This window comes from Candidatus Hydrogenedentota bacterium, from assembly GCA_012730045.1.
In the GTDB taxonomy this organism is placed as follows: domain Bacteria; phylum Hydrogenedentota; class Hydrogenedentia; order Hydrogenedentales; family CAITNO01; genus JAAYBR01.
Map to the genome: position 1 here is coordinate 1 of JAAYBR010000056.1, position 24,506 is coordinate 24,506.

Consider the following 24,506-nt stretch of genomic DNA (forward strand, 5'->3'; position numbering starts at 1 on the left):
ACGGCTTCGGCTCCCTCCATCGCCCAAACCGCGCGCCCCCTGGGATCGCCAAGCTCCAGCTTGGCCTCTTGGGTTCTTCCGCGCGGGCCTGTTCGATCCGTATTTCCCCGAAAGCCAAGGGGAAGCTTGGCGATCCCAGGGGCGCGGCCTCTCCAGCGAACCCGGTACTTTCTTAGCAGGTCTTATCCGGCGGTCAGGCCGGGACGGGCCTCCACGCCTCCTGCCTTTTCCGGCAGAGGTAGACAGCAAGACTCTCGGCGGGGACGGCCTGCGAGACAATGTCAAACCCCGCCCTTCGCAGGAGGCCCTCCATGATCCAGTCGTAGGTGCTGAACTCTTGGGCCACGTGCCGCGCGGCGGGAATCCGCATTTCCGGGAGGGACGCGGCGAAGCGCTCAAAATGGGGCTCGGGCGCCTCGTCGGCGGCGGGGGCGAACACCACATCCCGGAGGACAAATCTTCCCCCCGGCTTGAGCGCGCGCGCGACGTTGCGCAGGGCCGCCAGCTTCCACAGGTCGGGCAGATGGTGCAGCGCCAGGCCGGAGACGGCGCCGTCGAAGGCGCCGTCCGGCAGGTCCATGGTCAGGAATCCGGCGTGGCGGGTGGCGACGGTAGTTCCCGCGTCGGCGGCCTTCCGCCGCACGTAGTCGAGCATGACGGCGGAGACGTCCACCGCCGTGACGGCCATTCCCGCCGCAGCCGCCGCCCGGGCAAACCGCCCCGTGCCGCAGCCGATCTCAAGCACGGCGGCCCCGGGAACCAGGGCGAGCATGTCCAGCGTCTCCCGGTTCTCGCCGTCAATGTCGCGGAAGGCACCCATGCGGGCGTCATAGGCCTCCACCTCGGCGAGGTCCGCATAGTCCGTCCCCACCTGGCGCATTTCATCCCACAGCCAGTCTTTTTCTGTCATGTTGGGGCTCCTCCGGCCGCGCGCGCGGCGCGCCCCCGGGCGCGGGGGCGGCCCATTGTACCGCACCCTCCCCGCCCGCGCGCATCCTGGGGCGTTCCGCGTCCGTGTGCCGGTTGCGCGGGGCGGGGCGCGGCGGCTACACTGGGGGGCCGTTTCCAAAGGACCTTGATCGCGAGGTTTTTCCATGGTTTCCCCGCTCATTCTGGTGACAAACGACGACGGCATCGGCGCGCCGGGCCTGGCGGCGCTGGCCGCCGCGCTGGCGCCCCTGGGCGAGGTGCATGTCTACGCCCCCGACCGCCAGCGCAGCGCCGTGGGCCATGCCGTGTCGCTGCACACGCCCCTGCGCGTGACGGAGGCGGGGGAGCGGCGGCGCATGGTGGACGGCACCCCGACGGACTGCGTCATGCTGGCCGTGCGCGGGCTGCTGCCCCGGCGGCCGTCGCTGGTGGTGAGCGGGATCAACTCGGGCGCGAACCTGGGCGACGATGTGACCTATTCCGGCACCGTGGCGGGGGCCTACGAGGGCATGCTGCTGGGGATTCCCTCGCTGGCGGTCTCCAACACCGCCCACGCGCCGGAGCACTACGATGCGTCCGCCGCCGTGGCGGCGCGGCTGGCGGCGCGGGTGCTGGCGCGGGGGCTGCCCGCCGGGGTCATGCTCAACGTGAACATCCCCGACCTCCCCGGGGACCAGATCGGCGGCGTCGCCGCCACGCGCATGGGCCGCCGCAACTACCAGGATGAGATCGTCGAGCGCGAGGACCCGCGCGGCGGACGCTACTACTGGATCGGCGGCGCCCAGCCCGACCACTACCCGGAAACGGGCACGGATTTCGAGGCCGTTGGACGCGGCATGGTGAGCGTGACACCCCTGCAGCGCGACCTCACGGCCCACGCCGCCCTGCCGGACCTCGCGGCGATGCTGGGCGGCCCGGACGCCTGAACCGGCGGCGGGCGTGATTTTCCCGGTGCCGGGGGGGTACCATACACGGCCATGCACGCGTTTCCGGGCAACCACGGGGCGGCCGCCCCGCAACATGACAGGAGAACAGGGCATGTCCATCACGCTGATGAGCACGATCAAGGGTTCGCTGCTGGAGGGGTTCTTCCCGGAGGGATGGGACTTGGCGAAGCTGGACGCCCTGTGCGGGCGCAAGCCGGAGACCCTGGCGAAGGCGGAGAAGTGGTGGAGCAAAAAGTTTGAGGCGGTTCCCTGCGCGTCCCTGGCGGACTTCGACATGATGATGGGCCACGAGATCGCGTGGGAGATCGCCCAGGCGAAGAAGGCGGGCAGACAGATCCTCTTCATCCTGCCCGTGGGCCCCATGGGCATGTACCGCTGGGCGGTGTATTTCCTGAAGGAGTGGAACGTGGACTGCCGCCATGTCCACGGCTTCAACATGGACGAGTGGAGCGACGCGAAGGGCAACACGCTGCCGGCGAAGGACCCCGGGGCGTTCCAGAACGCCATGGAGCAGGCCTTTTACGGCCCCCTGGGCAAACTGTCCGCGCCGAAGAACCAGCGGCACTTCGCGACGAAGACCTCGCTGCCGAAATACGCGGACGCCATCGCCGCACTGCGCGCGAAGGGCGCGCGGCTGGTCACGGTGTACGGCATCGGGCGCGCGTGCCACATTGCCTTCTGGGAGCCGCACTTTGCGAAGGAGTACGCCTCGGTGGCGGCGTGGAAGAAGGCGACCCACCGGCTGGGCGCGCGGCTCTGCCCGCTGACCATCGAGCAGAACGCGATCACGAGCTTCAAGAGCCGGACCACGCTGGTGCCCGCGACGGCGAACACCGTCGGCCCGGGCCTCTTCCTCCAGTCCGACCGGTGCATCGGCGGGGCGGACGGCGCGCTGGGCCGCGGCATGATGTGGCAGGGCATGTCGCTGTGGGCGACGCTGCACCACGAGCCGACGCCGTGGATTCCCAGCACGTTCATGCCGACCCTGCCCGGGCGGCTCTTCTTCCTTCAGGAGCTGGCGGGGCCGCTTGAGCCGGAGTGCAACTGATCGGTGGTCATTTCCCGCGCATACGGCAGGCGCCCCGAGAAGCGCTTTGACGAGCGGTACCCCGTCGTGGTGGCGGGGGCCGGCGTGACCGGCCTCGCGGCGGCGCGCCTGCTCCAGTCCCTCGGGCTGGAGTGCGTCGTGTTTGAGAAGGGCGCCCGCGTGGGCGGCCGCTGCGCCACGCGCACGGCCGGAGACGCCGTGTTCGACTACGGCGCGCAGTTTTTCACGGCGCGCAGCGCGGAGTTTCAGCAGCTTGTGGGCGAGTGGACGGCGCGCGGCGTCGCGCGCGAGTGGACGCGCAGCTTCCCCTCGCTGGACGGCGTGGCCGAGCAGCCGGGCTTTCCCCGGTACATCGGGGCGGACGGCATGTCGGGGGTGGCGGAGACACTGGCGGAGGGGGTGGACGTGCGCTTTGACCGGCGGGTCAAGCGGATCACGGAGGCGCGCGGGTACTGGGACATGGAGATGGAGGAGGGCCCGGCGGTGCGCGCGGACGCGCTGCTGCTGACGATGCCGCTGCCGCTGGCGCTGCGCCTGATCAACGACGAGAACACCTGGCGCTTCGGCGCGCTGCTCGCGCCGGTCGCGGGGGCCCGCTATTTCCCCTGCTTCACCGCGATGGCCGTGCTCGACGGTCCCAGCGGCCTGCCGGGCCCCGGCGCGCTGCGGATGGACGAGGGCCCCGCCGCGTGGGTGGCCGACAACCGGATCAAGGGCGTCTCGAAGGCCCACGCGGTGACCATCCACGCGACGCACGACTGGTCCGAGGCGCACCTGGACCTTTCGCCGCAGGAGGCCGCCCAGGCGCTCCTGGACGCCGTGCGGCCGCATCTGGCCGCCAGGGCCGCGCAGGTGCAGGGATACCGCTGGCGCTACAGCGCGCCGGCCGCCGTGCTGCCGACCATGCATTACTATCTGGACTGCCGCGCGCCCCTGTGCTTCGCCGGGGACGCGTTCGGCGGCCGCCGTCTCGAGGGCGCCGTGCTCTCGGGCCGGTCGGCCGCGCGCGCGCTGGCCGCGCGGCTCTCCGGGGAGAACGACACACCATGAGCTTTACCAGGGAAGAGATGGCCGCGCGCGCGGCCGACACCGGGACCGAATGGGACTTCCTCGTCATCGGCGGCGGCGCGACCGGCGCCGGGGTGGCGGTGGACGCGGCGTCGCGCGGACTCAGCGTGCTGCTGGTGGACCGCGGCGACTTCGGCAAGGGCACGTCGAGCCGCAGCACGAAACTGGTGCACGGCGGGGTGCGCTACCTCCAGCAGGGCAACATCTCCCTGGTGATGGAGGCGCTGAAGGAGCGCGGCATCCTGCGGGACAACGCGCCGCACCTCGTGCACGACCTCCCCTTTGTCGTGCCGAACTACACCTGGTGGGAGGCGCCCTTCTACGGCATCGGCCTGCGCATCTATGACCTCCTCGCGGGAAAGCACGGCTTCGGGCCGTCGCGGAACCTGTCGGTGGAGAAGACCCTGGAGCGCATCCCCACCATCGAGACCGAGGGCCTGCGCGGCGGCGTGGTCTACTACGACGGCCAGTTCGACGACTCCCGGCTCCTCATCAACCTCGTGCAGACGGCCGCGGAGCACGGCGCCGCGGCGGTCAATTACATGGAGGCCGTGCGCATCCTGCGGCGGGACGACCTCGTCTGCGGCGCCGTGCTGCGCGACCGCGAGACCGGCGAGGAGCACACGGTGCGCGCGCGCGCGGTCATCAACGCGGCGGGGCCCTTCGTGGACGGCGTGCGCCGCCTCGACGAGCCGGACGCGGCGCCCATGATCCGCCCGAGCCAGGGCGTGCACATCATCCTCGACCGGTCCTTCCTCCCCGGCGACAGCGCCATCATGGTGCCGCACACCGACGACGGGCGCGTGCTCTTCGCCATCCCCTGGCGCGGGCGCACGCTGGTCGGCACGACGGACACGCCCATTGACGACCTGCCCGGCGAGCCGCGCGCCCAGGACCAGGAGGTGGAGTTCCTGCTGAGCCACGCGGCGCGCTACCTCACCCGCGACCCCGGCCGGGACGACGTGCTGAGCGTCTTCGCGGGCATCCGCCCGCTGGCGGCGGGCGACGCGGCCACCACGGCGGCGCTCTCGCGCGACCACACGCTGCACATCTCGCGCAGCGGGCTCGTGACCATCACGGGCGGCAAGTGGACCACCTACCGGAAGATGGCGGAGGACACGGTGGACCAGGCGGCGACCATCGCGCGCCTCGACCCGCCCCCCTGCGCCACGAAGACCCTGCGCATCCACGGCCACGTCGAGCGCGCGGAGGAGTTCGGCGAGCTCGCCGTCTACGGCGCCGACGCGCTCTCGGTCCTCAACCTCGTGCGGGAGTCGCCGCAGAACGCCGAGCAGCTTCACCCGGACCTCGAGACCATCGAGGCCGAGGTCATCTGGGCCGCGCGCCATGAGATGGCCCGCACGGTGGAGGACGTCCTCTCCCGACGCACGCGCTGCCTGCTGTTCAACGCGGCGGCCAGCGTGGAGGCGGCCCCGCGCGTGGCGGCGATCCTCGCGAAGGAGCTGGGCCGCGACGCCGCCTGGCAGGCCGCGCAGGCGCGCGCCTTTGAGGAAACCGCGGCGGTCTACCGCCTCTGACCGCCCGACAACCACGGAGACCGGCGACATGAAAGCCCCCACGCGTCTTTGCCAGGTGCTCGCGGCGGCCGCCGCGCTGCTTGCGGCGGGGTTCGCCGCCGCGCAGGGCAAACCCTACGAACTGGTGAAGGACGTGCAGTACGGGGAGGCCAGGGGCGTCCCCCTGCTGCTGAACGTCTACAAACCGACCGGACAGAACCGCAACCCGCTCTACAAGCCCGGCGACACGGGGAAGGGCCTCGCCGTCATTGACGTGATCAGCGGCGGGTGGAACAGCAGCCCCGCGCGGGAGAACGAGCACGCGGCCGCCGGCATGTTCGACGTCGTGTGCGCGCGCGGCTACACCGTCTTCGCCGTGCGCGTGGGGTCGGTGCCGGAGTTCGACGGCCTGGAAATCACCGGGAACCTCCAGCGCGGCGTGCGCTGGGTGAAGGCCCACGCGGCGGAGTACGGGATCAACCCCGACCGCATCGGCATGGTGGGCGCGTCGGCGGGCGGGCACCTCACGCTGCTCTCAATGGTGAGGGAAGAGCCCGGCGATCCGAAGGCGGAGGACCCGCTGCTCCGTTTCAGCACGCGCATCGCGGCGGTGGCGGTGTTTTTCCCGCCGACCCATTTCCTGAACTGGGGCGGCGGCAGGGCGCCCATTACCAGCGAGCCGGGGCTGCTGTTCAACGGCGGCGTGGCGGGGAGGACGGAGGCCGAGATTGACGCGCGCCTCAGGGAGCTGTCCCCCGCGCTCCAGGTGAAGCCCGGCCTGCCGCCCGCGCTGCTCATCCACGGCGACTCGGACCCCATCGTGCCGCTGGACCAGTCGGAGCAGATGGTGAAGGCGCTCAAGGACGCCGGGAACGGCGCGGAGCTGGTGGTGAAGCAGGACGGCGGGCATTTCTGGCTCACCATCACCGAGGAGATCATCCTCATCACCGACTGGCTCGACAAGCAGCTGGCGGGCGCGCAATGACGGAGACGCGGGACGACGGGGAGCATCCTGTCGAGATGCTGCACCGGCCGGGGGCGCTGCTGCACGCGCGCCCGAAGACCCCGGGGCATTTCCGCCGCGCGCGCAACCGCGTCTACGCCGAGGCCCTCGGCGTCGCGCTGGTGATGGACGTGTTCCAGCCGGAGGGCCCGTCGAACGGCCTCGGCGTGGTGGACGTCATCAGCAGCGGCTGGCGCTCCGACCGGATCGCGCTCAACGAGCATGTGGGCTTCGGCCTGTGCGACGCCCTGTGCGGCGCGGGATTCACGGTCTTTGCGGCGTCGCCCGGCGCCGCGCGCCTCTTCGAGGGGAGGGACCTCGTCCTGCATGTGCACGCGGCGGTGCGCCATGTGCGCCACCACGCGGGGGAGTGGGGCGTGGACCCCGGCCGCCTCGCCCTCGCGGGCACCTCGGCGGGCGGGCACCTCGCCGCGCTCGCCGCGCTGTCGCCGCAGAAGGGCCGCCCCGCGGCCCGCGAGCCCCACCGCAGGCACGACTCGTCGGTCGCCGCCGTCGCGGCCTTCTTCGCGCCGTCGGACCTCGAGGGGCTGTTCCGGGGGGACGCCTCCCTGGAGGCCGCGCGGCAGGGCATCGCGTGGGAGGAGATGCTCTTTCACGGAGGCCTGCGGGGAAGGACGCCGGAGGAGGTGACAGAGCGGATGCGCGAACTCTCGCCCGTTCACGCGGCCGCATCGTTCCGCGCGCGCCATCCCGGGCAGGCGCCGCCGCCCTTCCTGCTGGTCCACGGCGACGCGGACCCCGTGGTGCCCCTTGTGCAGTCGCTGCGGCTGGCGGACGCGCTGCGCGCGGCCGGCGGTGTCGCCGACGTGCTGGTGCGTCCGGGCGGCGGCCATCCCTGGCCGGACGCCGGCGCCGAATGCGCCAAGGCGGCCGCGTGGCTCGCCGCCCGCCTGCGCTGACCCGCCCCGGCGCCCGCGCACGACCCTTTTGAAAACGCCGCATCTCACCCCCAAGGCGCTCCAACGACAAAACGCCCATGCCTTGTCTCCGGAAGGGTGTCTTTCGGCAGGCCCCGAAAACAAAGGCACGGGCGTTGTCGCGCGGGACTTACCTCCCGTGCCGCGCGGGCCCGGGAGCGCCTGGCTGTGGGAGATTACTTCTTCGCGACGGCCTTTTTCGCGGCCGGCTTCTTCGCGGCCGGCTTCTTCGCGGCGGCCTTCTTCACCGCCGGCTTCTTCGCGGCGGCCGGCTTCTTCGCGACGGCCTTCTTCACCGCGGGCTTCTTCGCGGCCGGCTTCTTCGCGACAGCCTTCTTCGCGGCCGGCTTCTTCGCCGCAGGCTTCTTCGCGACAGCCTTCTTCGCCGCGGGCTTCTTCGCCGCAGGCTTCTTCGCCGCAGGCTTCTTCGCCGCCGCTTTTTTCACATCCGCCATTGCTCGTTCCTCCTGTCTTGAACGACCTCGTCTCTCTTCCGCACCGCGCGGAGGCGTCATCCCGGACAACAGGTCCGCGATGCGCCCGCCGTTCATGCACACCATGAACGGCGCACTTCCACAGATGCGCTGCGCATCCGCAAAAGGCGTGGGAAAAGGCTCCGGGCTGGAAGGGGCCGCCGCGTCTTCCGCAAGCGCGGCGCCCCTTGACTCCGACGTGTCCGCTTGTTGGTCAGGCCACACGATAAAGAGTTCTTCGTTGCATTTTTTTCCGCGCGCGCCGTCGAAAAAAATGGTCCGCGTTGAACAACCCGGAAACTTGATTCAACTGTGACGCCGAATGTGTAGCAAACAAAGAGGAAAAAATCAAGCGTCAAGCCAAACTTTTTTTCTTTTTTTTGCGGGCGCGCGGCGGCGCTTTATTCGGCCGCGGCCGATTGGGTACCATGTGCGCGTCTGCGGAGATCACCGCAGAGGACGAAAGGAACCCGCGATGACGGAAGACAGTCAACGGCACGGCGAACTGCTTGAGCGCTTCAGGAGCGTGCGCGTGATGGCGGTGGGCGACATCTACCTCGACGAGAACATCTTCGGCTCCGTGACGGAGGTGAGCCTCGAGGCGCCCATCCCCGTCTTCGAGGTGCATGAGAAAAGGCACAACCCCGGCGCCGCGGGCAACGCCGCGTGCAACGCCGCATCGCTCGGCGGCCGGGTCACCATGGTCGGCGTGGTGGGCGACGATGTGAACGCGGGCATTGTGCGGCGCGCCTTTGAGGAGCGCGGCGTGGACACGTCGGGCATTGTCACCGACCCCTCGCGCGCCACGAACACCTACGGAAAGCTGAAGGCCGGCGGGCACAACATCCCCATGCAGGAGGTGCTGCGCACGGACACGCCGAAGCCCCGCATGGTGTCGGGCGGCGCCGAAGCCGCCGTCATCGCGCAGATACGCCGGCTCGCGCCGGAGGTGGACGCGGTCCTCATCGGCGACCAGGTGTCGGCCACGGTCTCCGACGCGGTGTACGCGGCCATCATGGAGTGCGCGGAGAAGTTCTCGCTGAAAACGGTCGCCGACTCGCGCGCCCGCGCCGGATACTTCGCCGGCGTGGACGTGATCAAGCCGAACGACCGCGAGGCCGGGCTCGCCGCGGGCATTGACGTGGTGGACGAGGCGTCGCTGATGCGGGCGGGGCGCTTCCTCACCACGCGCGCGAAGAACGCCATGGTCACGCGCGGCCCCGAAGGCATCACCGTGTTCGCCGCCGGCGGCTCCGTGGAGACGGTGCCCATCCGCCCGGTGCGCGCGGTGGACGTCACCGGCGCGGGCGACACCGTGGCCGCGGCGATCGTGCTCACCCTCGCCGCGGGCGGATCGCTGCGCGACGCGGCCGTGCTGGGCAATCTCGCCGCGGGCATCGCCGTGGCGCAGCCCGGCGTGGTCACCGTGTCCAACGACGAGCTGCGCGACGCCGTGCTCGGCCCGGAGGGTCCGGAGAAGCTCAAGTCGGTGGACCAGCTGCGCGGCGTGGTGGAGCGCCTGCGGCGCGACGGCAAACGGGTGGTGTGGACCAACGGCTGCTTCGACCTGCTGCACGCCGGGCACATCTCCTACCTGCTCAGCGCGCGCGCGTGCGGCGACGCGATGGTGGTCGGGCTCAACACGGACGCGTCGGTGCGCGCGCTCAAGGGGCCGGAGCGCCCCGTGGTGAACGAGATGGACCGCGCGCTCGTGCTGTCGGCGCTGGAGTGCGTGGACTACGTGGTGCTCTTCGGCGACCCGTCGCCCCTGCGCCTGATCGAGACGCTGCGGCCCGACGTCTACGCGAAGGGCGGCGACTACACGCTGGATACCATTGTGCAGGAGGAGCGCCGCGCCGTGGAGGCCTACGGCGGGTCCATCGCCATCATCCCCGGCCGCGAGGGGAAGTCCACCACGGGCCTCATCAACAAGATATCCGGGAAACCCTGACGGCCCGCGCCGCGGGTCAGAGCAGCTTTCCCGTCTCGCCGAAGCCCTCGCGCCTGCAGCCGCCCTCGCAGGCGTCCCAGCAGTAGGTGCAGAGGCTCTCCCTCGGCAGGGTGGTCGCCTCCACCATGTCGTCCAGCCGCTGGTACTGGAGCGTCGTGAGCGACAGGCGCGTGCGGATGCGCTCGACCATCGCCTGGTGGCGGTCGGAGTCCGGGTCGGCGTACTCGTCCAGATGCCGGTCCGACTCGCCCTCCAGCTCCTTCACGGCGCGGCGCCCGGCGAGGTCCATCTCCGACTTCGACCGGGAGAAGTTGAGGAAGCGGCAGCCGTGCACCAGCGGCGGGCAGGCGGGGCGCATGTGGACCTCCAGCGCCCCCACGTCGTAGAGCCGCTGGATCGTGTCCTTGAGCTGCGTGCCGCGCACGATCGAGTCGTCGCAGAAGACGATGCGCCGGCCCTGGATCAGCTCGCGGATGGGGATCAGTTTCATCCGCGCCACCAGGTCGCGCGTCGCCTGGGTCTGCGGCATGAAACTGCGCGGCCAGGTCGGCGTGTATTTGGCGAAGGGCCGCCCGTAGGGGATCTTCTTCTCGTTCGCGTAGCCGATGGCGTGGCCGGTGCCCGAGTCGGGGATGCCCGCCGCCACGTCCGCCTCCACCGTGTCCCGCCGCGCCAGCGCGGCGCCCGAGCGGTAGCGCATGGCCTCGGCGCTCACCCCCTCGTAGGACGACGCCGGGAACCCGTAGTAGACCCAGAGGAAGGTGCAGATGCGCAGGTCGTCGCCGGGGGCGACGCGGGTCTCCACGCCCTCCGCGGTGATGCGCACCACCTCGCCGGGGCCCAGGAAACGCTCCGTCTCGTAGTCCAGGTTGGGGAAGGCCGTGGTCTCCATGGCCGCGGCATGCGCGCCCTGCTTGGCGCCGACGGCCACCGCGGTGCGGCCGTAGCGGTCGCGCGCGGCGTAGAGCACCCCCTTTTCCGTCAGCAGCAGCAGCGAGAGCGACCCGTCCACCGCGCCCTGCGCGATCTGGATGCCCTCCTCAAAGGTGGCCCCCTGGTTGATCAGCGTCGCCACCAGCTCCGTCGGGTTGATGCCCCCGCCGCTCATCTCCGAGAAATGCGTCGTCCACTTGGAGAACGCCAGCGACGCCAGGTCCGCCAGATTGTTGATCCGCCCCACCGTGACCAGCGCGTAGGGGCCCAGATGCGACCCGATCAGCAGGGGCTGCGAGTCCGTGTCGCTGATCACGCCCACCCCCGCGTGCCCCCGCATCTTCACGATGTCATCCTCAAACTTCGACCGGAACTGCGCCGTGCTGATGTCGTGGATGCGCCGGTCGAAGCCCGTCTCCCGGTCCAGCACCGCCAGTCCGCCGCGGTAGGTCCCCAGGTGCGAGTGGAAATCCGTGCCGTAGAAAAGGTCGCTGGTGCAGTCGTCCGCCGAGACGACGCCGAAGAATCCGCCCATGAGACTGAACTCCCGCTGGTTGGGGGACGGTCTGTGCGCCCCGCCGGTCCGGCAACGCGCGCCGGGGCAATGGTACAGAAGCCCCCCCCCCCGCCGCAACGGAAAAACTGCCGGATGCGCCGCCCGCGCCCGGCGGCGGCCATTTGCGCGCATGGCGGGAGGACGGGCAGAATGCCTTTGCCGCCGCGCGCCGGCGAACCGGAGGAACGACCATGCCCGCCCCCGCCTGCCTCTTGCTGCTGGCCGTCCTGGCCGCCGGCGCCGACGCCCCCGCCCCGTCCGTGCGGATCGGCGGCGTGTTTCCCGCCCTCACTGTGTTCGCCCCCGGGGCGGGCAGCGCCAGCGAGACGGGCATCGGCGCGCTCATCCCCTGGGCCGACCGGCTGTGGGCCGTCGGCTATGTGGCCCACATCAAGGGCGAGGGCATCGGCCTCTACGAGATCCGCGACGACATGACCATGCGGCTCCACCCCGGGGCGGTGACGGGCACCTTCGCCAACCGCATGGTCCACTGGGAGACGAAACAGGCGGTCATCGGCCCGCACGTCATCGCCGCGGACGGCACGGTGCGCACCGTGGACGCCCTCAGGGGCCACCGCCTCACCGCCACGGCCCGCCACCTGAAACACCCCGAAACGATGGCCTACTTCCTCACCATGGAGGGGCTGCTGTTCGAGACCGACCTGGCCACGCTGGAAACCACGCGGCTGGCCGACCTCGTGAAGGAGCTGGAGATCGGCGGCCAGCCGCATTTCAAGGGCGCCCACTCGGCCCAGGGCCGCCTCGTCGTGGCCAACAACACCTACGAGGAGCCGGAGTATCTCGGGGAACGGGCGGCGGGCTGCCTCGCCGAGTGGGACGGCGCCGCCTGGACCGTGCTGGAGCGCAACCCCTTCGTGGAGGTGTCGGGCAAGCAGAACCCCGCAGCCGGGGGGCGCTACGGCAACACGCTCTACGCCGCGGGCTGGGACCGGGCGTCGGCCATCCTGCGCGTGCTGCACGACGGCCAGTGGACGCGTTACCGCCTGCCGAAGGGAAGCCAGTCCTTCGACCACACCTGGAACACCGAGTGGATGCGCATCCGCGAGGCGCAGACGGAGCGCTACCTCATGGACCTGCACGGCCTCTTCTATGAGCTGCCCCCGCTGGTCTACGGCGGGAAGGTGTGGGGCGTGCGCCCCATCTGCGCGCACCTGCGCATCGTGCCCGACTTCTGCTTCTGGCGCGGCCTGTTCACGATGGCCGGCGACCAGACGGACAACGCCGTCGGCCAGCCGCAGTCGGGCCTGTGGTTCGGGAACATTGACGACCTGTGGCGCATGGGCAAGCCCGCCGGATGGGGCGGCCCGTGGTGGGACACGGAGGTGGCGGCGGACACGCCTTCGGACCCGTACCTCATGACGGGCTTCGACAAGAAGTGCCTCCACCTCACCCACGGCGCGGCGGAGACCGTCCGCTTCACCGTCGAGGTGGACTTCCTGGGCAACGGAACCTGGGCGCGCTACGAAACCTTCGAGGTGCCCGCGGGGGGCTACGCCCACCACGAGTTCCCGGACGGGTTCTCCGCGCACTGGGTCCGCGTGCGCGCCGACAAGGCCTGCCGCGCCACGGCCCACTTCACGTATTCGTGAGGCCCCGGGTTCAGCCCTCGCGGACCTCGCGCTTTTCGGGGTCGAAGACCATCCGCTTCCCGGAGTCGAGGGCCATCATGGCCATGACCACCGCGACGGCGTGCTGGTAGCCCGCGTCCATGGAGGCGTTGGGCGTCTTGCGGGTGCGCAGGCACTGGAGCCAGTCGAGCATGTGGTCCGGCATCTCCACATGCTCAACCTTGGTGACTTCGTTCTTCACCCCCGGCTTGCCCGCGCCGTCGGTGTAGACGAAGGGGTTGTCCCAGTCCACCAGGTCCATGCTGGCCTCGTTGCCGAAAATCTTGAAGCTGTCCCCGGAGCCGTTGCCGAAGTTGGTGGAGTAGGACACCATGAACCCCTCGGGATAGGTCCACAGCACCTGGGCGTGGTCCGGGCAGGTGAACTTGTACTCGTCGTCCCAGGTGTAGGTGCCGCCGAGGCCCACGGCGCTGTGGGGGAACTTCGCCCCCGTGATGTAGTGGACCAGGTCAATGAAATGGCTGCCGAACCCGGGGACCGTGCCGTCGGAGAAGTCGCGGTAGCCGTACCACCCCGTGAAGTGGACCGAGTTGTACGGGCGCATGGGCCGGTACATGAGGAACTCCTTCCAGTCCACGTCCTGCTCCCTCGCCTCCTTCACCCGGCTGTACCAGTAGGGGCGCGGGTCGTTGCGCATCTGCTCGACGCGCCCCACCTTCCCGAGCACGCCCGTCTTGAACACCTCGCGCGCCCCCGTCATGCTCGGCAGGCTGCGGAGCTGCGTGCCGATCTGCACGATGATCCCGCTCTCCTTCACGGCGTCGTAGGCCACGTTCAGGCTCTCGATGTCCATCGAGAGCGGCTTCTCGCAGTACGCGTCCTTGCCCGCCTTCGCCGCGGCCTCCAGATGCCGCGTGTGCTGGTGGTCGCACGACGCGATCATCACGGCGTCCACGTCCGGGTTGTTGATCAGTTCCTGGTAGTTGGTGTACTGCTTTGCCTCGATGCCGTACCAGTCCTTCGCCATCTTCGCCGCCTCCTCCCGCACCACGCTCCACACGTCGCACACCGCGCGGAACTCCACGTTCTGCGCCTTGTCGTGCGGGTGCACCCCCGTCATGTGGGCGCCCCGGCCCCGGTCGCCGCAGCCGATCATGCCCAGGCCGATCCGGTCATTCGCCCCCACCACGCGGGCGTAGCTCTTCGCGCTCATCGCGACCGCCGCGCTCCCGGCGACGGAGGCGGCTTTCAGAAAATCACGGCGGGTCGGCTTGGTGTCCATGGCAGTGCTCCTTGGGTTGATGGGATGGGCAAACCGCCGTCCAGAATGCCACAACGCGCCGCGGTTTGCAAACAGACCCGCGCGGCCCGCGCCGGGATCATGCGGTGTTTTTGCTACGATGGGGCCATGGGTGCGCCGTTCACAACCGTCTCCCGCCGCAGGCGCCGGGCCTGGCTGCTCTTCGGGCTCGTGCTTTTCTGCGCGCTGGTCCTCGTCCTGTCCCACGCCGCGGGGCGGCTGACCGCCGTTTCCGCCCCTGCGCCCGCGCCGGCGCCCGCGCCCGCGCCCGCAACGGCACCCGCGCCCGCGCCCGCGCCCGCGCCCGCAACGGCACCCGCGCCTGCGCCCGCGTCGGCCGGGCCGCAGGCGGTCGAGACGCTCTTCTTCCCCGCCGACCGCGCGGACCCCGCCGGGCCGCACGCGCGCCTGCTGGGGGCGTTGGCGGGGGCCCGGGAGTCCGCGCTCTGCGCGTGGTACGATCTGGACCTGCCCGAGGCGGCGGAGGTGCTGGTGGACCTGCACCGGCGCGGGGTGCGGACCGCCCTGGTCACGGAATATGACCACCGCGACCGCGCGCCCCTGCGGCGCGCGAGGGAGGCGGGGGTGCCCGTGGTCTTCGACAACGGCTCGGGCCTCATGCACGACAAGTTCTGCGTGATAGACGGGCGCACCGTGTGGACGGGCTCGGTAAACGTGACGGCGAACGGCTTCTTCCGCAACGACAACCACGCGCTGCTGGTGGCGTCGCCGGAGCTGGCGGAGAACTACGCCGCCGAGTTTGACGAAATGTTCACCCGGCGAATGTTCGGGGCGGGGCCCTGCCTGCCGACGCCGCACCGCGAGGTCACGGCGGGGGGCACGCGGATCGAGTGCCTCTTCTCGCCCGACGACGGGGTGGCGGAGGCCCTGCGCGCCTTTGTGCGCGGCGCGCGGACCCGGGTGGACTTCATGGCCTTCTCCTTCACCTCGAAGGGGCTGGCGGAGGCGATGGCGGAGCGGCTGGCCGCCGGGGTGGCCGTGCGCGGCGTGTTCGAGCGGCGCGGCGCGGGGTCGGCGGCGTCGCGCGACGAGTGGCTGGCCGCGCGGGGCGCGGAGGTCTGGCTCGACGGGAACCCCGGCGCGATGCACCACAAGGTGATCGTCGTGGACGCGGCCGCCGTCGCCGCGGGCAGCTACAACTTCAGCGGGAGCGCGGAAACCCGCAACGATGAGAACCTGCTTATTCTCCACGACCCCGGCATTGCCGGGGCCTTCCTGCGCGAAATGGACCGCGTGGTGGCGGCAGCCGCGGCGGCGGGGACCGCAGGGCGGTAACGCGGTGCATGACCCCAGAACTCATTCACGCCAGGCCCGGACGCCGTGAAGCCTGGGCACGGGCGATTTTGAGGCCGCGGGGGGCGCGGGGTGTATACTTGCCCCCGACGGCATCAGGCCGTGAGGAGGGTTATCGCCGGGTGAGCGACGGCCAAGACATCCAGACCCCGCGCACGGCGCCGCCGCTGCGCACACGGAAACTGTCCTTCCTTCTGGGCGCCCTTTTTGTGCTGATCATGGCGGGCGCGCGGGTCGTGGCGGAAACCGCACACCGCCGGCTGCATGCCGACGGCCTGCTGGCACCCTGGGACAGGTGATTCCCTGACGGGCGCGCGGCGGGCTCAGCGCAGCTCCAGGAGCAGGCCCGCCACGGCGGCGGGGTTCACGGGGACGGGGGAGCCGAAATCCATCGCGCCGACGCGGTAGGTGCGCACGGGCAGGTAGCCCATGCGGCCCAGGGGCGCGCGGCACGCGCTGGCGGGCGCCATGACGGCGAAACAGCCCAGACGGTCCCTCGCCGCCGCCTCGACGGCGGACAGGGCCGCCGCCACGGCGGCGGGGTCCAGTTCCGGGGCGAAGACCGCGCCGTCCACGGCGAAGTAGGCATCCCCGCCGCCGACGGGGTTCGCATAGCCGTAGACCACCCCGGCGAGGCGGCCGTTGCGGCGGACGGTCCAGCCCGCGCCGCGGAGGCCGTCCTCGTTCCAGTTCACATAGGCCGCGAGGCGTTCCGGGGCATACCGGCGGCGCAGGCCGACCCCCGGCTGGTGCCGCTCCAGAAAGGCGGCGGCCTCCTCCATATCCTCCTCCTCCAGACGGGCCACGGCGAGCCCGGCAGGCGGCGCGCCGCCCGAACGGTGCCGCCAGGTCATCCAGCGGAGCCCCAGCCCCTGAAAAAACGACAGGCCACCCAGGTGCGCGGCCCTGGCGCAGTCGAGGGCCTTGGCATACAGCGGCACCGTGGCGGCGCGCAGCGCCGTGGGGGCGTCGCGGTCGGCCTCGGGCGCGCCGCCCGCCCGCCAGTACAGGCTGAAGGCGTGCCCCGCCAGCAGGCAGTTCAGCCCGTGGTGGAGCAGGAGGGCGTCCACCAGCCCCGAGTTTTCATATTCCGCCGAGGTGCAGAAGCCCGTGGTGATGGTGACCTCTCCGGCGTCCGGCGGCAGGTCCGCCGCCATGGGCAGGCCGAGAGCCACGGCGCGCACCCGGCCGTCCCGCCGGGCGAGGGTGACCAGACCGGGCGCGCCGCTGAAGGCGCGGGCCAGGCGCAGCAGGGAGGGGGTGTAGGCAATGCGGACGCGCCGCCCGTAGGCGCGCTCCCAGGCATCGGAGATGAGGGCGCAGATTTCGGGGAGCGGCGCGTCGTCCAGGGTGCGGGTTTCCCAACCCAGGCCGCTGAACGTGTCTCCATGGCGCTTTTGCAGGCGCTCCAGCCGCTTCTGGAAGAAGGCTTCGGAGGGCATCCGCGTCAGGAGGCCATTGCGCGGGCGTTCTCGGCGGACGCGCCGGCCGCGGCCTGCGCCGCGAGCACCCGCTGCGCCAGTTCGCTGATGTCCACCATCACCGGAATGGTCTCGGAACCCATGTAGAACTCCGGCTCCCCCATGTGCCGCATGGGAATGCCCCGGCGCAGCAGCCGGTCGTGGAATCCGGCGTCCACGGTGCTCACCGCGTACCGGAGACCGCTCATGATGCAGAACTCCAGGGCTTTGGAGAAAAGCGCGGCGTAGGCCTTGCCGCCCCGGTGCCCCGGACGGATCACCATGGTGCCGACCTCCACCACAGAGGCCAGGTCGGCCCGGGCCAACAGCTCCCGCGCCCAGTCCTCAATGCCGAAATGGGTGAAGGAGGCCAGACGGAAAATGCTCTCGTGCCGGGGCTTCGGGTCAGTGACCAGCCGCAGCGACCCCACGGGCACGCCGTTCTCACTGGCCACAAAGTGGATAAAGTCGGGGTAGTCCTCGTTTTCCAGGACCACACCGTACTCGTTCGCCTCGATGTACCCTTCCTCCAGGTAGATTTCGTATTCCAGCTGCTTCGCCGCCTCGTTCCCGCCGGTATAGGCTTCCACGGTAATGCTCATGACTGTGGGATAACTCCTTGGCTTGCCTTGAGTTGTCCGGACCGAACCGCGCCGGTTCCGGAAAAAACCTCTGCGCACAATACCGGCGGCCCCGGGAAGTGTTACAGGTGCGCGGTTTTGTCAAGAGTTGACCGGCGCGCGCGGGAGGGGATCAGACGTCCGCCCCGGGGACACTGCGGGGACGGCGCGCGATGTCGCCCGCAATCACCCGGGCAATGTCTTCGGCGTCGTGGGAAGTGTGCGCCTCAAGATAGCGCTGGAGGCAGGCGGCGCGGGTCTCGATGGAGAGCCCCCAGCTCTTGCCGGTCGCCTCCCAGGTCTCCGCGCTGAGCAGCAGGAAGGCCTCGAAGGGGGAGGACTTCGTTGCGAAGACCCGTTCCATGGTGCGCGGAAAGGCCCCGCAGTTGAAGTACCGGTCAAAATGGCGCGAAAAGCGCTTCAGCCGCTGAAGGGTGAAAAAGGAGAGTTCTTTTGTCTCAAGCACCTCGTAGGGGGGCTCCGGCGAGAACAGTGCGCCCTCGGGCGGGGCCTGGTCCATCGGCGAGCCGGGCAGGCACTTCAGGATGCCCACCTGGATTTCCGGGATGCCCGTGGAAAGCAGCCGGTCGAACCCCTCGCCAAAGGCGGCCAGCCCCTCGCCGGGCAGTCCGGCGATGAGGTCCGCGTGGATGCGGGCACCGGTGTTCTTGCGGAGCGTATGAAGGGCCGCCAGGGCCCGGTCGGGGCTTTGGGGGCGGTGGACGGCTTCCAGGGTGGCGGGGGACAGGCTCTGGACCCCCACTTCGAGGTGAAGGCCGTTCCTCGGGAACCGCGCGAGCATCTCCACCATGGCGTCCGACAGCAGCTCGGGATGCAGCTCCAGATGCAGCTCCATGCCCGGCTGCCACCGCTCCAGGAAAAACTCCAGCACGGCGTGGAAGCGGTCCAGCCGCGCGTTGAACGTGCGGTCCACGAACTTGAAGCGCCGCGCGCCCCGCGCGAGGAGCGCGCCCATGGCCGCGAAGAGCGGCGGCAGGGGGAAGAAGCGCATTTTGTGCTCCCGCGCCGACACGCAGAACGCGCACCGGCCCAGGCAGCCCCGCGACGTCTCCACATACAGCACCCGGTGGGCGATGTCCTCGTCCGTGCAGGCGGCGTAAGGAAGCTCCAGGGTGTTCAGGTCGCACGGCGGCGGCGTGATCACCCGGCCCGGCGGCGGGGCGTTCTTAAGCAGTTTCACGCACAGCGCGGGGAACGCCGCCTCACCCTCGCCGCGCACCAGATAGTCCGCCGCGTAGTCCGTCTCCGCCGTGTCCGACCAGGTTTCCGGCCCGCCCACCACGACCCACAGCGCCGGACGCAGCCGTTTCAGCAGGCGGGCCAGCCGGCGGACCGTGTCGGCGTTCCAGATGTAGGCGCCCAGGCCGACCACGCCGGGGTTGCACGCCAGAATCGCCTCCGCCATGTCCGCCGGGGCGTCGTCCTGCGTGAACTCGAAACACCGGCAGCGCGGGCGGAGCGGGCCCATGTTGGCCGCGACACAGCGCTGCCCGAACGCGGTGTGCGAATACCGCGCCACCACGGTGGCCAGGACGATGCTGTTTTCCCCGGGAACTTCGGTCATGGATTCCCGCCTCTTCCGTTTTCACTCGGGACACATGATCAGAACACGCGCCCCGGCGGCAAGTCAAGCGCCAAAGGGGCCCGGCGGACTGCTACGGCCACCCCCTGATCGCCGGATAAGATATTGCGAGAACCGAAGCCGAGGCGGGAACGAGGTTGCCGCGCTTCGGTCGCAATGACGGGAAAACGCGCGTCATTGCGGGGAGGCCGCCCCGGCCGACGCGGCAACCTCTTGTCGGAAAGCCCAAAAATTCTCCGCATCTCAATGGGTGAGTTAGCGCCTTTGACAGCGCCGATGCTGTCAGCGCGAACCCGCAAGGCGTGCCCTGCCTCGAACACATCCGCGACCGCCGCTTGTCCGGCGATCCGGGGGGGGGGCGTGGCGGTCTGTCCCCCGTCCATGCCGGCCAACAGCCGGGACTTGACGCGGGGGACGGAACACGCTAGTATTACAGTGCAAGTTATATGCATGGTCGGTTGGTGCGGCACGGTCCCCTGTCGGGGATGACAAGGAGGTCTCTTGATGAACAGAATGTGGGTGCTTCTTGGGGTGGCGGCGCTGGCGGGGGTTGCGTGTCTGGGGGTGGGGTGCAAGCCCGGGGAGCCGTTGGCGGGGTTCACCGCCGATCCGACGAGCGGGGTGGCCCCGCTGAAGGTCCAGTTCACGGACCGCTCGGTCGTCACCAGGGAGTCCACGATCGCGGGGTGGTCGTGGACCTTTGGGGACGGGGGCACGTCCACGGAGCAGCATCCGGAACACACCTATGCGGCGGCGGGGAACTACACCGTCTCGCTCACTGTGACCAGCAGTTACGGAAAGACCAACGTGGTTACTCTGGCGGAGTATGTAAAGGTTGTGCCCGCGGGTGAACCACCGTTACCGGTCCCCAACGTGGTGGGCATGGTCCAGGCGGATGCAGAGGCGGCGATCACGGGCGCGGGCTTGGTGGTTGGGACGGTGACGGAGGCGCACCACGCCACGGTTCCCGCCGGGAATGTCATCAGCCAGAACCCGGCGGCGGGCGTCGAAGTCGCCTCCGGCTCCGCAGTCAGCCTGGTGGTGAGCAGGGGGCCGCAGCCAGTGGCCGTTCCGGATGTTGTGGACATGGCGCGCGTCGCGGCGGAGGCCGCCATTACCGCCGCAGGCTTGACCGCGGGCACGGTGACGGAGGAATTCAGCGCCACGGTTCCCGCCGGGAATGTCATCCGCCAGAACCCTGTGGCGGGCACCAGCGTGGCGCCGGGAAGCACGGTGGCGCTGGTTGTAAGTCTCGGGCCGGAGATGATCACCGTCCCGAGTGTAGTGGGTATGTCCCAGTCTGCGGCGCAGGCTGCTATTACGGGTGCCGGCCTTGCTGTGGGCACGGTAATGGAGCAATATCACGCGACCATCCCCGCAGGCCAGGTCAGCAGCCAGAACCCTGCGTCGGGTACTGAGTTGGCACCAGGTTCGGTGATAAATTTGGTGGTTTCCCGCGGGCCGTGGCTCGGCGGGGACGCAGTGACGATCCTCCTTCCGGGGAACGTACCGCTGGAGCTGATGCGGATACCGGCGGGGAGTTTTCTGATGGGCTCTCCGGATACGGAACAGGGCCGGAGCGAGGGCGATCGTGAGGGCCCGGTGCATGCGGTGACCATTGGGTATGATTTCTACATGGGGAAGTATGAGGTGACGCAGGGGCAGTGGCTGGCGGTGATGGGATCGTGGCCGGACAGGGCGCCGGAGTATTATGGAGTGGGGGCCAATTATCCCGCCTATTACGTCTCGTGGGACGACGCCCAGGCGTTCATCACGGCGGTGAACGCGCACATCACGGAGACGGGCCAGGGTACGGCGACGCTGCGTCTGCCGAGCGAGGCGGAGTGGGAGTATGCCTGCCGGGCGGGCACGCAGACGCGGTTCTACTTCGGGGACTCCTTGGGGGGGGAGGAAGAGTGGTGTGCGGATGATGGCGTACGTAGCCAGTACATGTGGTGGCACTGCGGACAAAACATGACTATTGCCAACAATCCAGTGGGCGGGCTGCTTCCGAACTTATTTGGATTGCACGACATGAGCGGGAACGTGTCGGAGTGGTGCGAGGACTGGTGGCACGATGACTACGTTGGAGCGCCGGTGGACGGTAGCCCTTGGATAGTTCCTTCGACGTCGGCCCGGATTGCTCGGGGTAGTGGCTACTACGCAATAGAATGCCGTTCGGCGAGTCGCGGCGCCTGTAGTCCGTGGGGCAGATTAGAATCAGTGGGATTCCGCTTGGCCTCAGATCAAGGCGAAGGTGAGGGTGAGGGTGAGGGTGAACCCGCCCTAATAACGGTCCCGAATGTAGTGGGCATGACCCAGTCTGCGGCGCAGGTCGCCATTACGGGTAGCGGCCTTGTCGTCGGGGCGGTAACCGAACAGTACCATGCGACCGTCCCGGCCGGACAGGTCCTCAGCCAGAACCCGGCGTCGGGTGTCAGCGTGGCAACAGAAAGCGCGGTGGCGCTGGTTGTGAGTCTCGGGCCGGAGATGGTCACCGTCCCGAATGTTGTGGGCATGACCGAGTCCGAAGCGCAGACCGCTGTTACGGGTGCCGGCCTTGTCGTCGGGACGGTAACCGAACAGTATCACGCGACGGTCCCGGCCGGACAGGTGATTAGCCAGAACCCGGCGTCAGGTACCAGCGTGACAGCGGGAAGCGCGGTGGCGTTGGTTGTGAGTCTCGGGCTGGAGATGGTCACCGTCCCGAATGTAGTGGGCATGATCCAGTCCGCGGCGCAGGCCGCTATTACGGGTGCCGGCCTCCTTGTGGGCACGGTGACACAGCAGTATCACGCGACCATCCCGGCGGGACAGGTCATCAGCCAGAACCCTGCGGCGGGTGCCAGTGTGGCATCGGGTACAGCGGTGAACCTGGTGGTGAGCAGGGGGCCGCAGCCCGTGGCCGTTCCGGATGTTGTGGACATGGCGCGCGTGGCGGCGGAGGCCGCCATCACCGCCGTAGGCTTGACCGTGGGCACGGTGACTGAGGACTTTAGCGTCACGGTTCCTGCCGGTTTAGTCATCAGCCAGAACCCTGTGGCGGGCACCAATGTTGCATCGGGTACAGCGGTGAACCTGGTGGTCTCCAGCGGCCCCTTTGTTGGTGAGACGGTGACGATCCTCCTCCCGGGTAATATGCCGCTGGAGCTGGTGCAGATACCGGCGGGGAGTTTCCAGATGGGCGCGCCAGAAACGGAGCGAGGTAATTGGGGTTCTGAGGACCTCGTGCACACGGTGACCATCGGGTACGACTTCTACATGGGCAAGTACGAGGTGACACAGGGGCAGTGGCTGGCGGTGATGGGGTCGTGGCCGGGCGAGGAGGCACCGTCCTCCACCTACGGCGCGGGGGCCGACTATCCCGCCTATAACGTTTCGTGGGACGACGCCCAGGCGTTTATCACGGCGGTGAACGTGCACATCACGGCGACGGGCCAGGGGTCGGCGACAATGCGCCTGCCGAGCGAGTCGGAGTGGGAGTATGCCTGCCGCGCCGGCACGCAGACGCGGTTCTACTTTGGGGACTCCCTGGGGGTGGCGGACTACTGCGAGGACGACGGCGTTCGCAGTCAGTACATGTGGTACTGCGGGAATAACGCGGACTATGGTAGCAAGCCGGTGGGCGGGTTGCTGCCGAACGGCCTCGGGCTCTACGATATGAGCGGGAACGTATACGAATGGTGTGAGGACTGGTTTCACGACGACTACACCGGGGCGCCGAGTGACGGAAGCGCGTGGGTAAGTCCATCGGCCACGGCCCGGGTCGTCCGGGGCGGCAGCTGGTACTACGGCGCCCAGGACTGCCGCTCGGCGAATCGGTACTACGAAGACCCGTCGGGCCGGTACGACATCATAGGATTCCGCCTGGTCTCAGTCCAGGGTGATGATGAACCTTTCCAAGTGACCGTCCCGAATGTTGTTGGGATGACGCAGATAACAGCGCATAGCGCAATTTTCGGTGCCGGCCTCCTTGTGGGCACGGTGACGCAGCAGCACCACGCGACTATTCCCGCTGGACAGGTCATTAGCCAGAACCCTGCGTCGGGTGCCAGTGTGGCATCAGGAAGCACCGTGGCGTTGGTTGTGAGTCTCGGGCCGGAGACGGTCACCGTCCCGGATGTTGTTGGCATGACCCAGTCCGAAGCGCAGACTGCTACTACGGGTGCCGGCCTTGTCGTCGGGGCGGTGACCGAACAGTACAACGCAATGGTTCCTGCGGGACAGGTCATCAGCCAGAACCCTGCGGCGGGTGCCGATGTGGTACTAGGTTCGATGGTAGATCTTGTGGTTTCCTGCGGGCCGTGGGACGGTGACGACACGGTAACGATACTGCTTCCAGGGGATGTGCCGCTGGAGCTGGTGCGGATTCCTGCAGGGAGTTTCCAGATGGGCGCGCCGTTCACGGAGTTGTTCCGGTTGAGTGCTGAGGGGCCTGTGCACACGGTGACCATTGGGTATGATTTCTACATGGGGAAGTGTGAGGTGACGCAGGGGCAGTGGTTGGCGGTCATGGGAACAAACCCGGGCGGCAATACGTGGGATTCTGGGTCTGGTTTGGATTATCCCGCCTATTATGTGTCATGGGAGGACACGCAGGCGTTTGTCACGGCGCTAAACTCGCACATCACGGCGACGGGCCAGGGTCCGGCGACGCTGCGTCTGCCGAGCGAGGCGGAGTGGGAGTATGCCTGTCGCGCGGGCACGCAGACGCGGTTCTACTTCGGGGATTCGCTGGATGAAGAAGACTACTATGACGCCCTCTGCTGGGATGACAGCGTTCGCAGCCAGTACATGTGGTATTGCGGGAACACCGGGATCTACGGAGAGCCTGGATGCGGAACCAGACCGGTGGGCGGGTTGTTGCCGAACGGTTTCGGGTTGCACGACATGAGCGGGAACGTGATGGAGTGGTGCGGGGACTGGTTTCACGACGACTACACGGGGGCGCCGACGGACGGGAGTGCCTGGGTGAGTCCTCCGGGCTCGTACCGGGTCTTCCGGGGCGGCAGTTGGGCCAACAGGACCCAGTACTGCCGCTCGGCGAGTCGCGGCTACAACACCCCGTCGTACGGGGGCAGCGGCGCAGGGTTCCGTTTGGCCTCCGTTCGTTAGGCGCGTTCCGGTGTTCCTGTCGGGCTCAGGCACAAGCAGGCAGAGAAACGGAAACGACGCCGGGCAAGGCCCGTGCGCAGCCGGGATGCATCCGGTGACGGTGTCGGCAAGAATGGTGGTTTTTCGGCTGGAGGACTGTTT

General features: G+C 69.2%; 18 protein-coding genes. 11 read left to right on the forward strand and 7 right to left on the reverse strand.

Going from position 1 to position 24,506, the window contains the following annotated elements; all coding sequences use genetic code 11:
• Positions 1 to 193 precede the first annotated feature (193 nt).
• Positions 194 to 910: a class I SAM-dependent methyltransferase gene (locus tag GXY15_05595; protein ID NLV40684.1), complete on the reverse strand. Its 717-nt coding sequence runs from the start codon at positions 908 to 910 to the stop codon at positions 194 to 196.
• A 184-nt stretch (positions 911 to 1,094) separates the two neighbouring features.
• On the opposite strand from GXY15_05595, the gene surE reads away from it, so the two are divergent.
• The 6 genes from surE to GXY15_05625 all read left to right on the forward strand — a co-directional run bounded on the left by surE (position 1,095) and on the right by GXY15_05625 (position 7,433).
• Entirely contained in the window at positions 1,095 to 1,856 is a 762-nt protein-coding gene (surE, locus tag GXY15_05600) for a 5'/3'-nucleotidase SurE (GenBank protein NLV40685.1), read from the forward strand.
• Between the two features lie 118 nt (positions 1,857 to 1,974).
• Complete coding sequence (locus tag GXY15_05605; protein ID NLV40686.1) at positions 1,975 to 2,925, forward strand: glucosamine-6-phosphate isomerase; 951 nt, start codon at positions 1,975 to 1,977, stop codon at positions 2,923 to 2,925.
• Positions 2,926 to 2,928: 3 nt separating this feature from the next.
• Positions 2,929 to 3,975, forward strand: a complete 1,047-nt coding sequence (locus GXY15_05610; protein NLV40687.1) for an NAD(P)-binding protein — start codon at positions 2,929 to 2,931, stop codon at positions 3,973 to 3,975.
• 17 nt (positions 3,976 to 3,992) lie between these two features.
• On the forward strand, positions 3,993 to 5,531 hold the full coding sequence (locus GXY15_05615; protein ID NLV40688.1) for a glycerol-3-phosphate dehydrogenase/oxidase: 1,539 nt from the start codon (positions 3,993 to 3,995) through the stop codon (positions 5,529 to 5,531).
• A gap of 28 nt (positions 5,532 to 5,559) precedes the next feature.
• A complete protein-coding gene (locus tag GXY15_05620; GenBank protein ID NLV40689.1) occupies positions 5,560 to 6,495 on the forward strand; it encodes a prolyl oligopeptidase family serine peptidase in 936 nt (311 codons plus the stop codon).
• Positions 6,492 to 7,433: an alpha/beta hydrolase gene (locus GXY15_05625; GenBank protein NLV40690.1), complete on the forward strand. Its 942-nt coding sequence runs from the start codon at positions 6,492 to 6,494 to the stop codon at positions 7,431 to 7,433. The genes GXY15_05620 and GXY15_05625 overlap by 4 nt, the downstream gene beginning before the upstream one ends.
• Before the next feature lie 194 nt (positions 7,434 to 7,627).
• Here the strand turns inward: GXY15_05625 and GXY15_05630 are convergent, their stop codons facing one another.
• Positions 7,628 to 7,906 carry a histone H1-like repetitive region-containing protein gene (locus GXY15_05630; GenBank protein ID NLV40691.1) on the reverse strand — a complete coding sequence of 93 codons (279 nt, stop codon included), beginning with the start codon at positions 7,904 to 7,906 and terminating at the stop codon, positions 7,628 to 7,630.
• A 493-nt stretch (positions 7,907 to 8,399) separates the two neighbouring features.
• Between GXY15_05630 and rfaE2 the strand changes: the two genes are divergently transcribed.
• Complete coding sequence (rfaE2, locus tag GXY15_05635) at positions 8,400 to 9,875, forward strand: D-glycero-beta-D-manno-heptose 1-phosphate adenylyltransferase (protein ID NLV40692.1); 1,476 nt, start codon at positions 8,400 to 8,402, stop codon at positions 9,873 to 9,875.
• 16 nt (positions 9,876 to 9,891) lie between these two features.
• On the opposite strand, the gene GXY15_05640 is transcribed toward rfaE2, so the two are convergent.
• Positions 9,892 to 11,343 (reverse strand): amidophosphoribosyltransferase, encoded by a 1,452-nt coding sequence (locus GXY15_05640; protein ID NLV40693.1) that lies wholly within the window; start codon positions 11,341 to 11,343, stop codon positions 9,892 to 9,894.
• A 314-nt stretch (positions 11,344 to 11,657) separates the two neighbouring features.
• On the opposite strand from GXY15_05640, the gene GXY15_05645 reads away from it, so the two are divergent.
• A complete protein-coding gene (locus GXY15_05645) occupies positions 11,658 to 12,974 on the forward strand; it encodes a hypothetical protein (protein NLV40694.1) in 1,317 nt (438 codons plus the stop codon).
• Between the two features lie 10 nt (positions 12,975 to 12,984).
• Here the strand turns inward: GXY15_05645 and GXY15_05650 are convergent, their stop codons facing one another.
• On the reverse strand, positions 12,985 to 14,235 hold the full coding sequence (locus tag GXY15_05650) for a Gfo/Idh/MocA family oxidoreductase (protein ID NLV40695.1): 1,251 nt from the start codon (positions 14,233 to 14,235) through the stop codon (positions 12,985 to 12,987).
• Positions 14,236 to 14,334: 99 nt separating this feature from the next.
• Between GXY15_05650 and GXY15_05655 the strand changes: the two genes are divergently transcribed.
• Together GXY15_05655 and GXY15_05660 are read left to right on the forward strand one after the other, a co-directional pair.
• The gene (locus tag GXY15_05655; protein ID NLV40696.1) at positions 14,335 to 15,549 is read left to right on the forward strand and encodes a phospholipase; all 1,215 of its coding nucleotides are present in this window, start codon (positions 14,335 to 14,337) and stop codon (positions 15,547 to 15,549) included.
• A gap of 140 nt (positions 15,550 to 15,689) precedes the next feature.
• A complete protein-coding gene (locus GXY15_05660) occupies positions 15,690 to 15,866 on the forward strand; it encodes a hypothetical protein (GenBank protein NLV40697.1) in 177 nt (58 codons plus the stop codon).
• Positions 15,867 to 15,890: 24 nt separating this feature from the next.
• Here GXY15_05660 and GXY15_05665 read toward each other — a convergent pair whose 3' ends face one another.
• From GXY15_05665 to GXY15_05675, 3 genes are all read right to left on the reverse strand, one after another.
• Positions 15,891 to 17,009, reverse strand: a complete 1,119-nt coding sequence (locus GXY15_05665) for a hypothetical protein (protein ID NLV40698.1) — start codon at positions 17,007 to 17,009, stop codon at positions 15,891 to 15,893.
• A 5-nt stretch (positions 17,010 to 17,014) separates the two neighbouring features.
• On the reverse strand, positions 17,015 to 17,629 hold the full coding sequence (locus GXY15_05670) for a hypothetical protein (protein ID NLV40699.1): 615 nt from the start codon (positions 17,627 to 17,629) through the stop codon (positions 17,015 to 17,017).
• A gap of 151 nt (positions 17,630 to 17,780) precedes the next feature.
• The gene (locus GXY15_05675; protein ID NLV40700.1) at positions 17,781 to 19,232 is read right to left on the reverse strand and encodes a DUF4080 domain-containing protein; all 1,452 of its coding nucleotides are present in this window, start codon (positions 19,230 to 19,232) and stop codon (positions 17,781 to 17,783) included.
• A 522-nt stretch (positions 19,233 to 19,754) separates the two neighbouring features.
• On the opposite strand from GXY15_05675, the gene GXY15_05680 reads away from it, so the two are divergent.
• Positions 19,755 to 24,365, forward strand: a complete 4,611-nt coding sequence (locus GXY15_05680; protein NLV40701.1) for an SUMF1/EgtB/PvdO family nonheme iron enzyme — start codon at positions 19,755 to 19,757, stop codon at positions 24,363 to 24,365.
• The last annotated feature ends 141 nt before the right edge of the window (positions 24,366 to 24,506 follow it).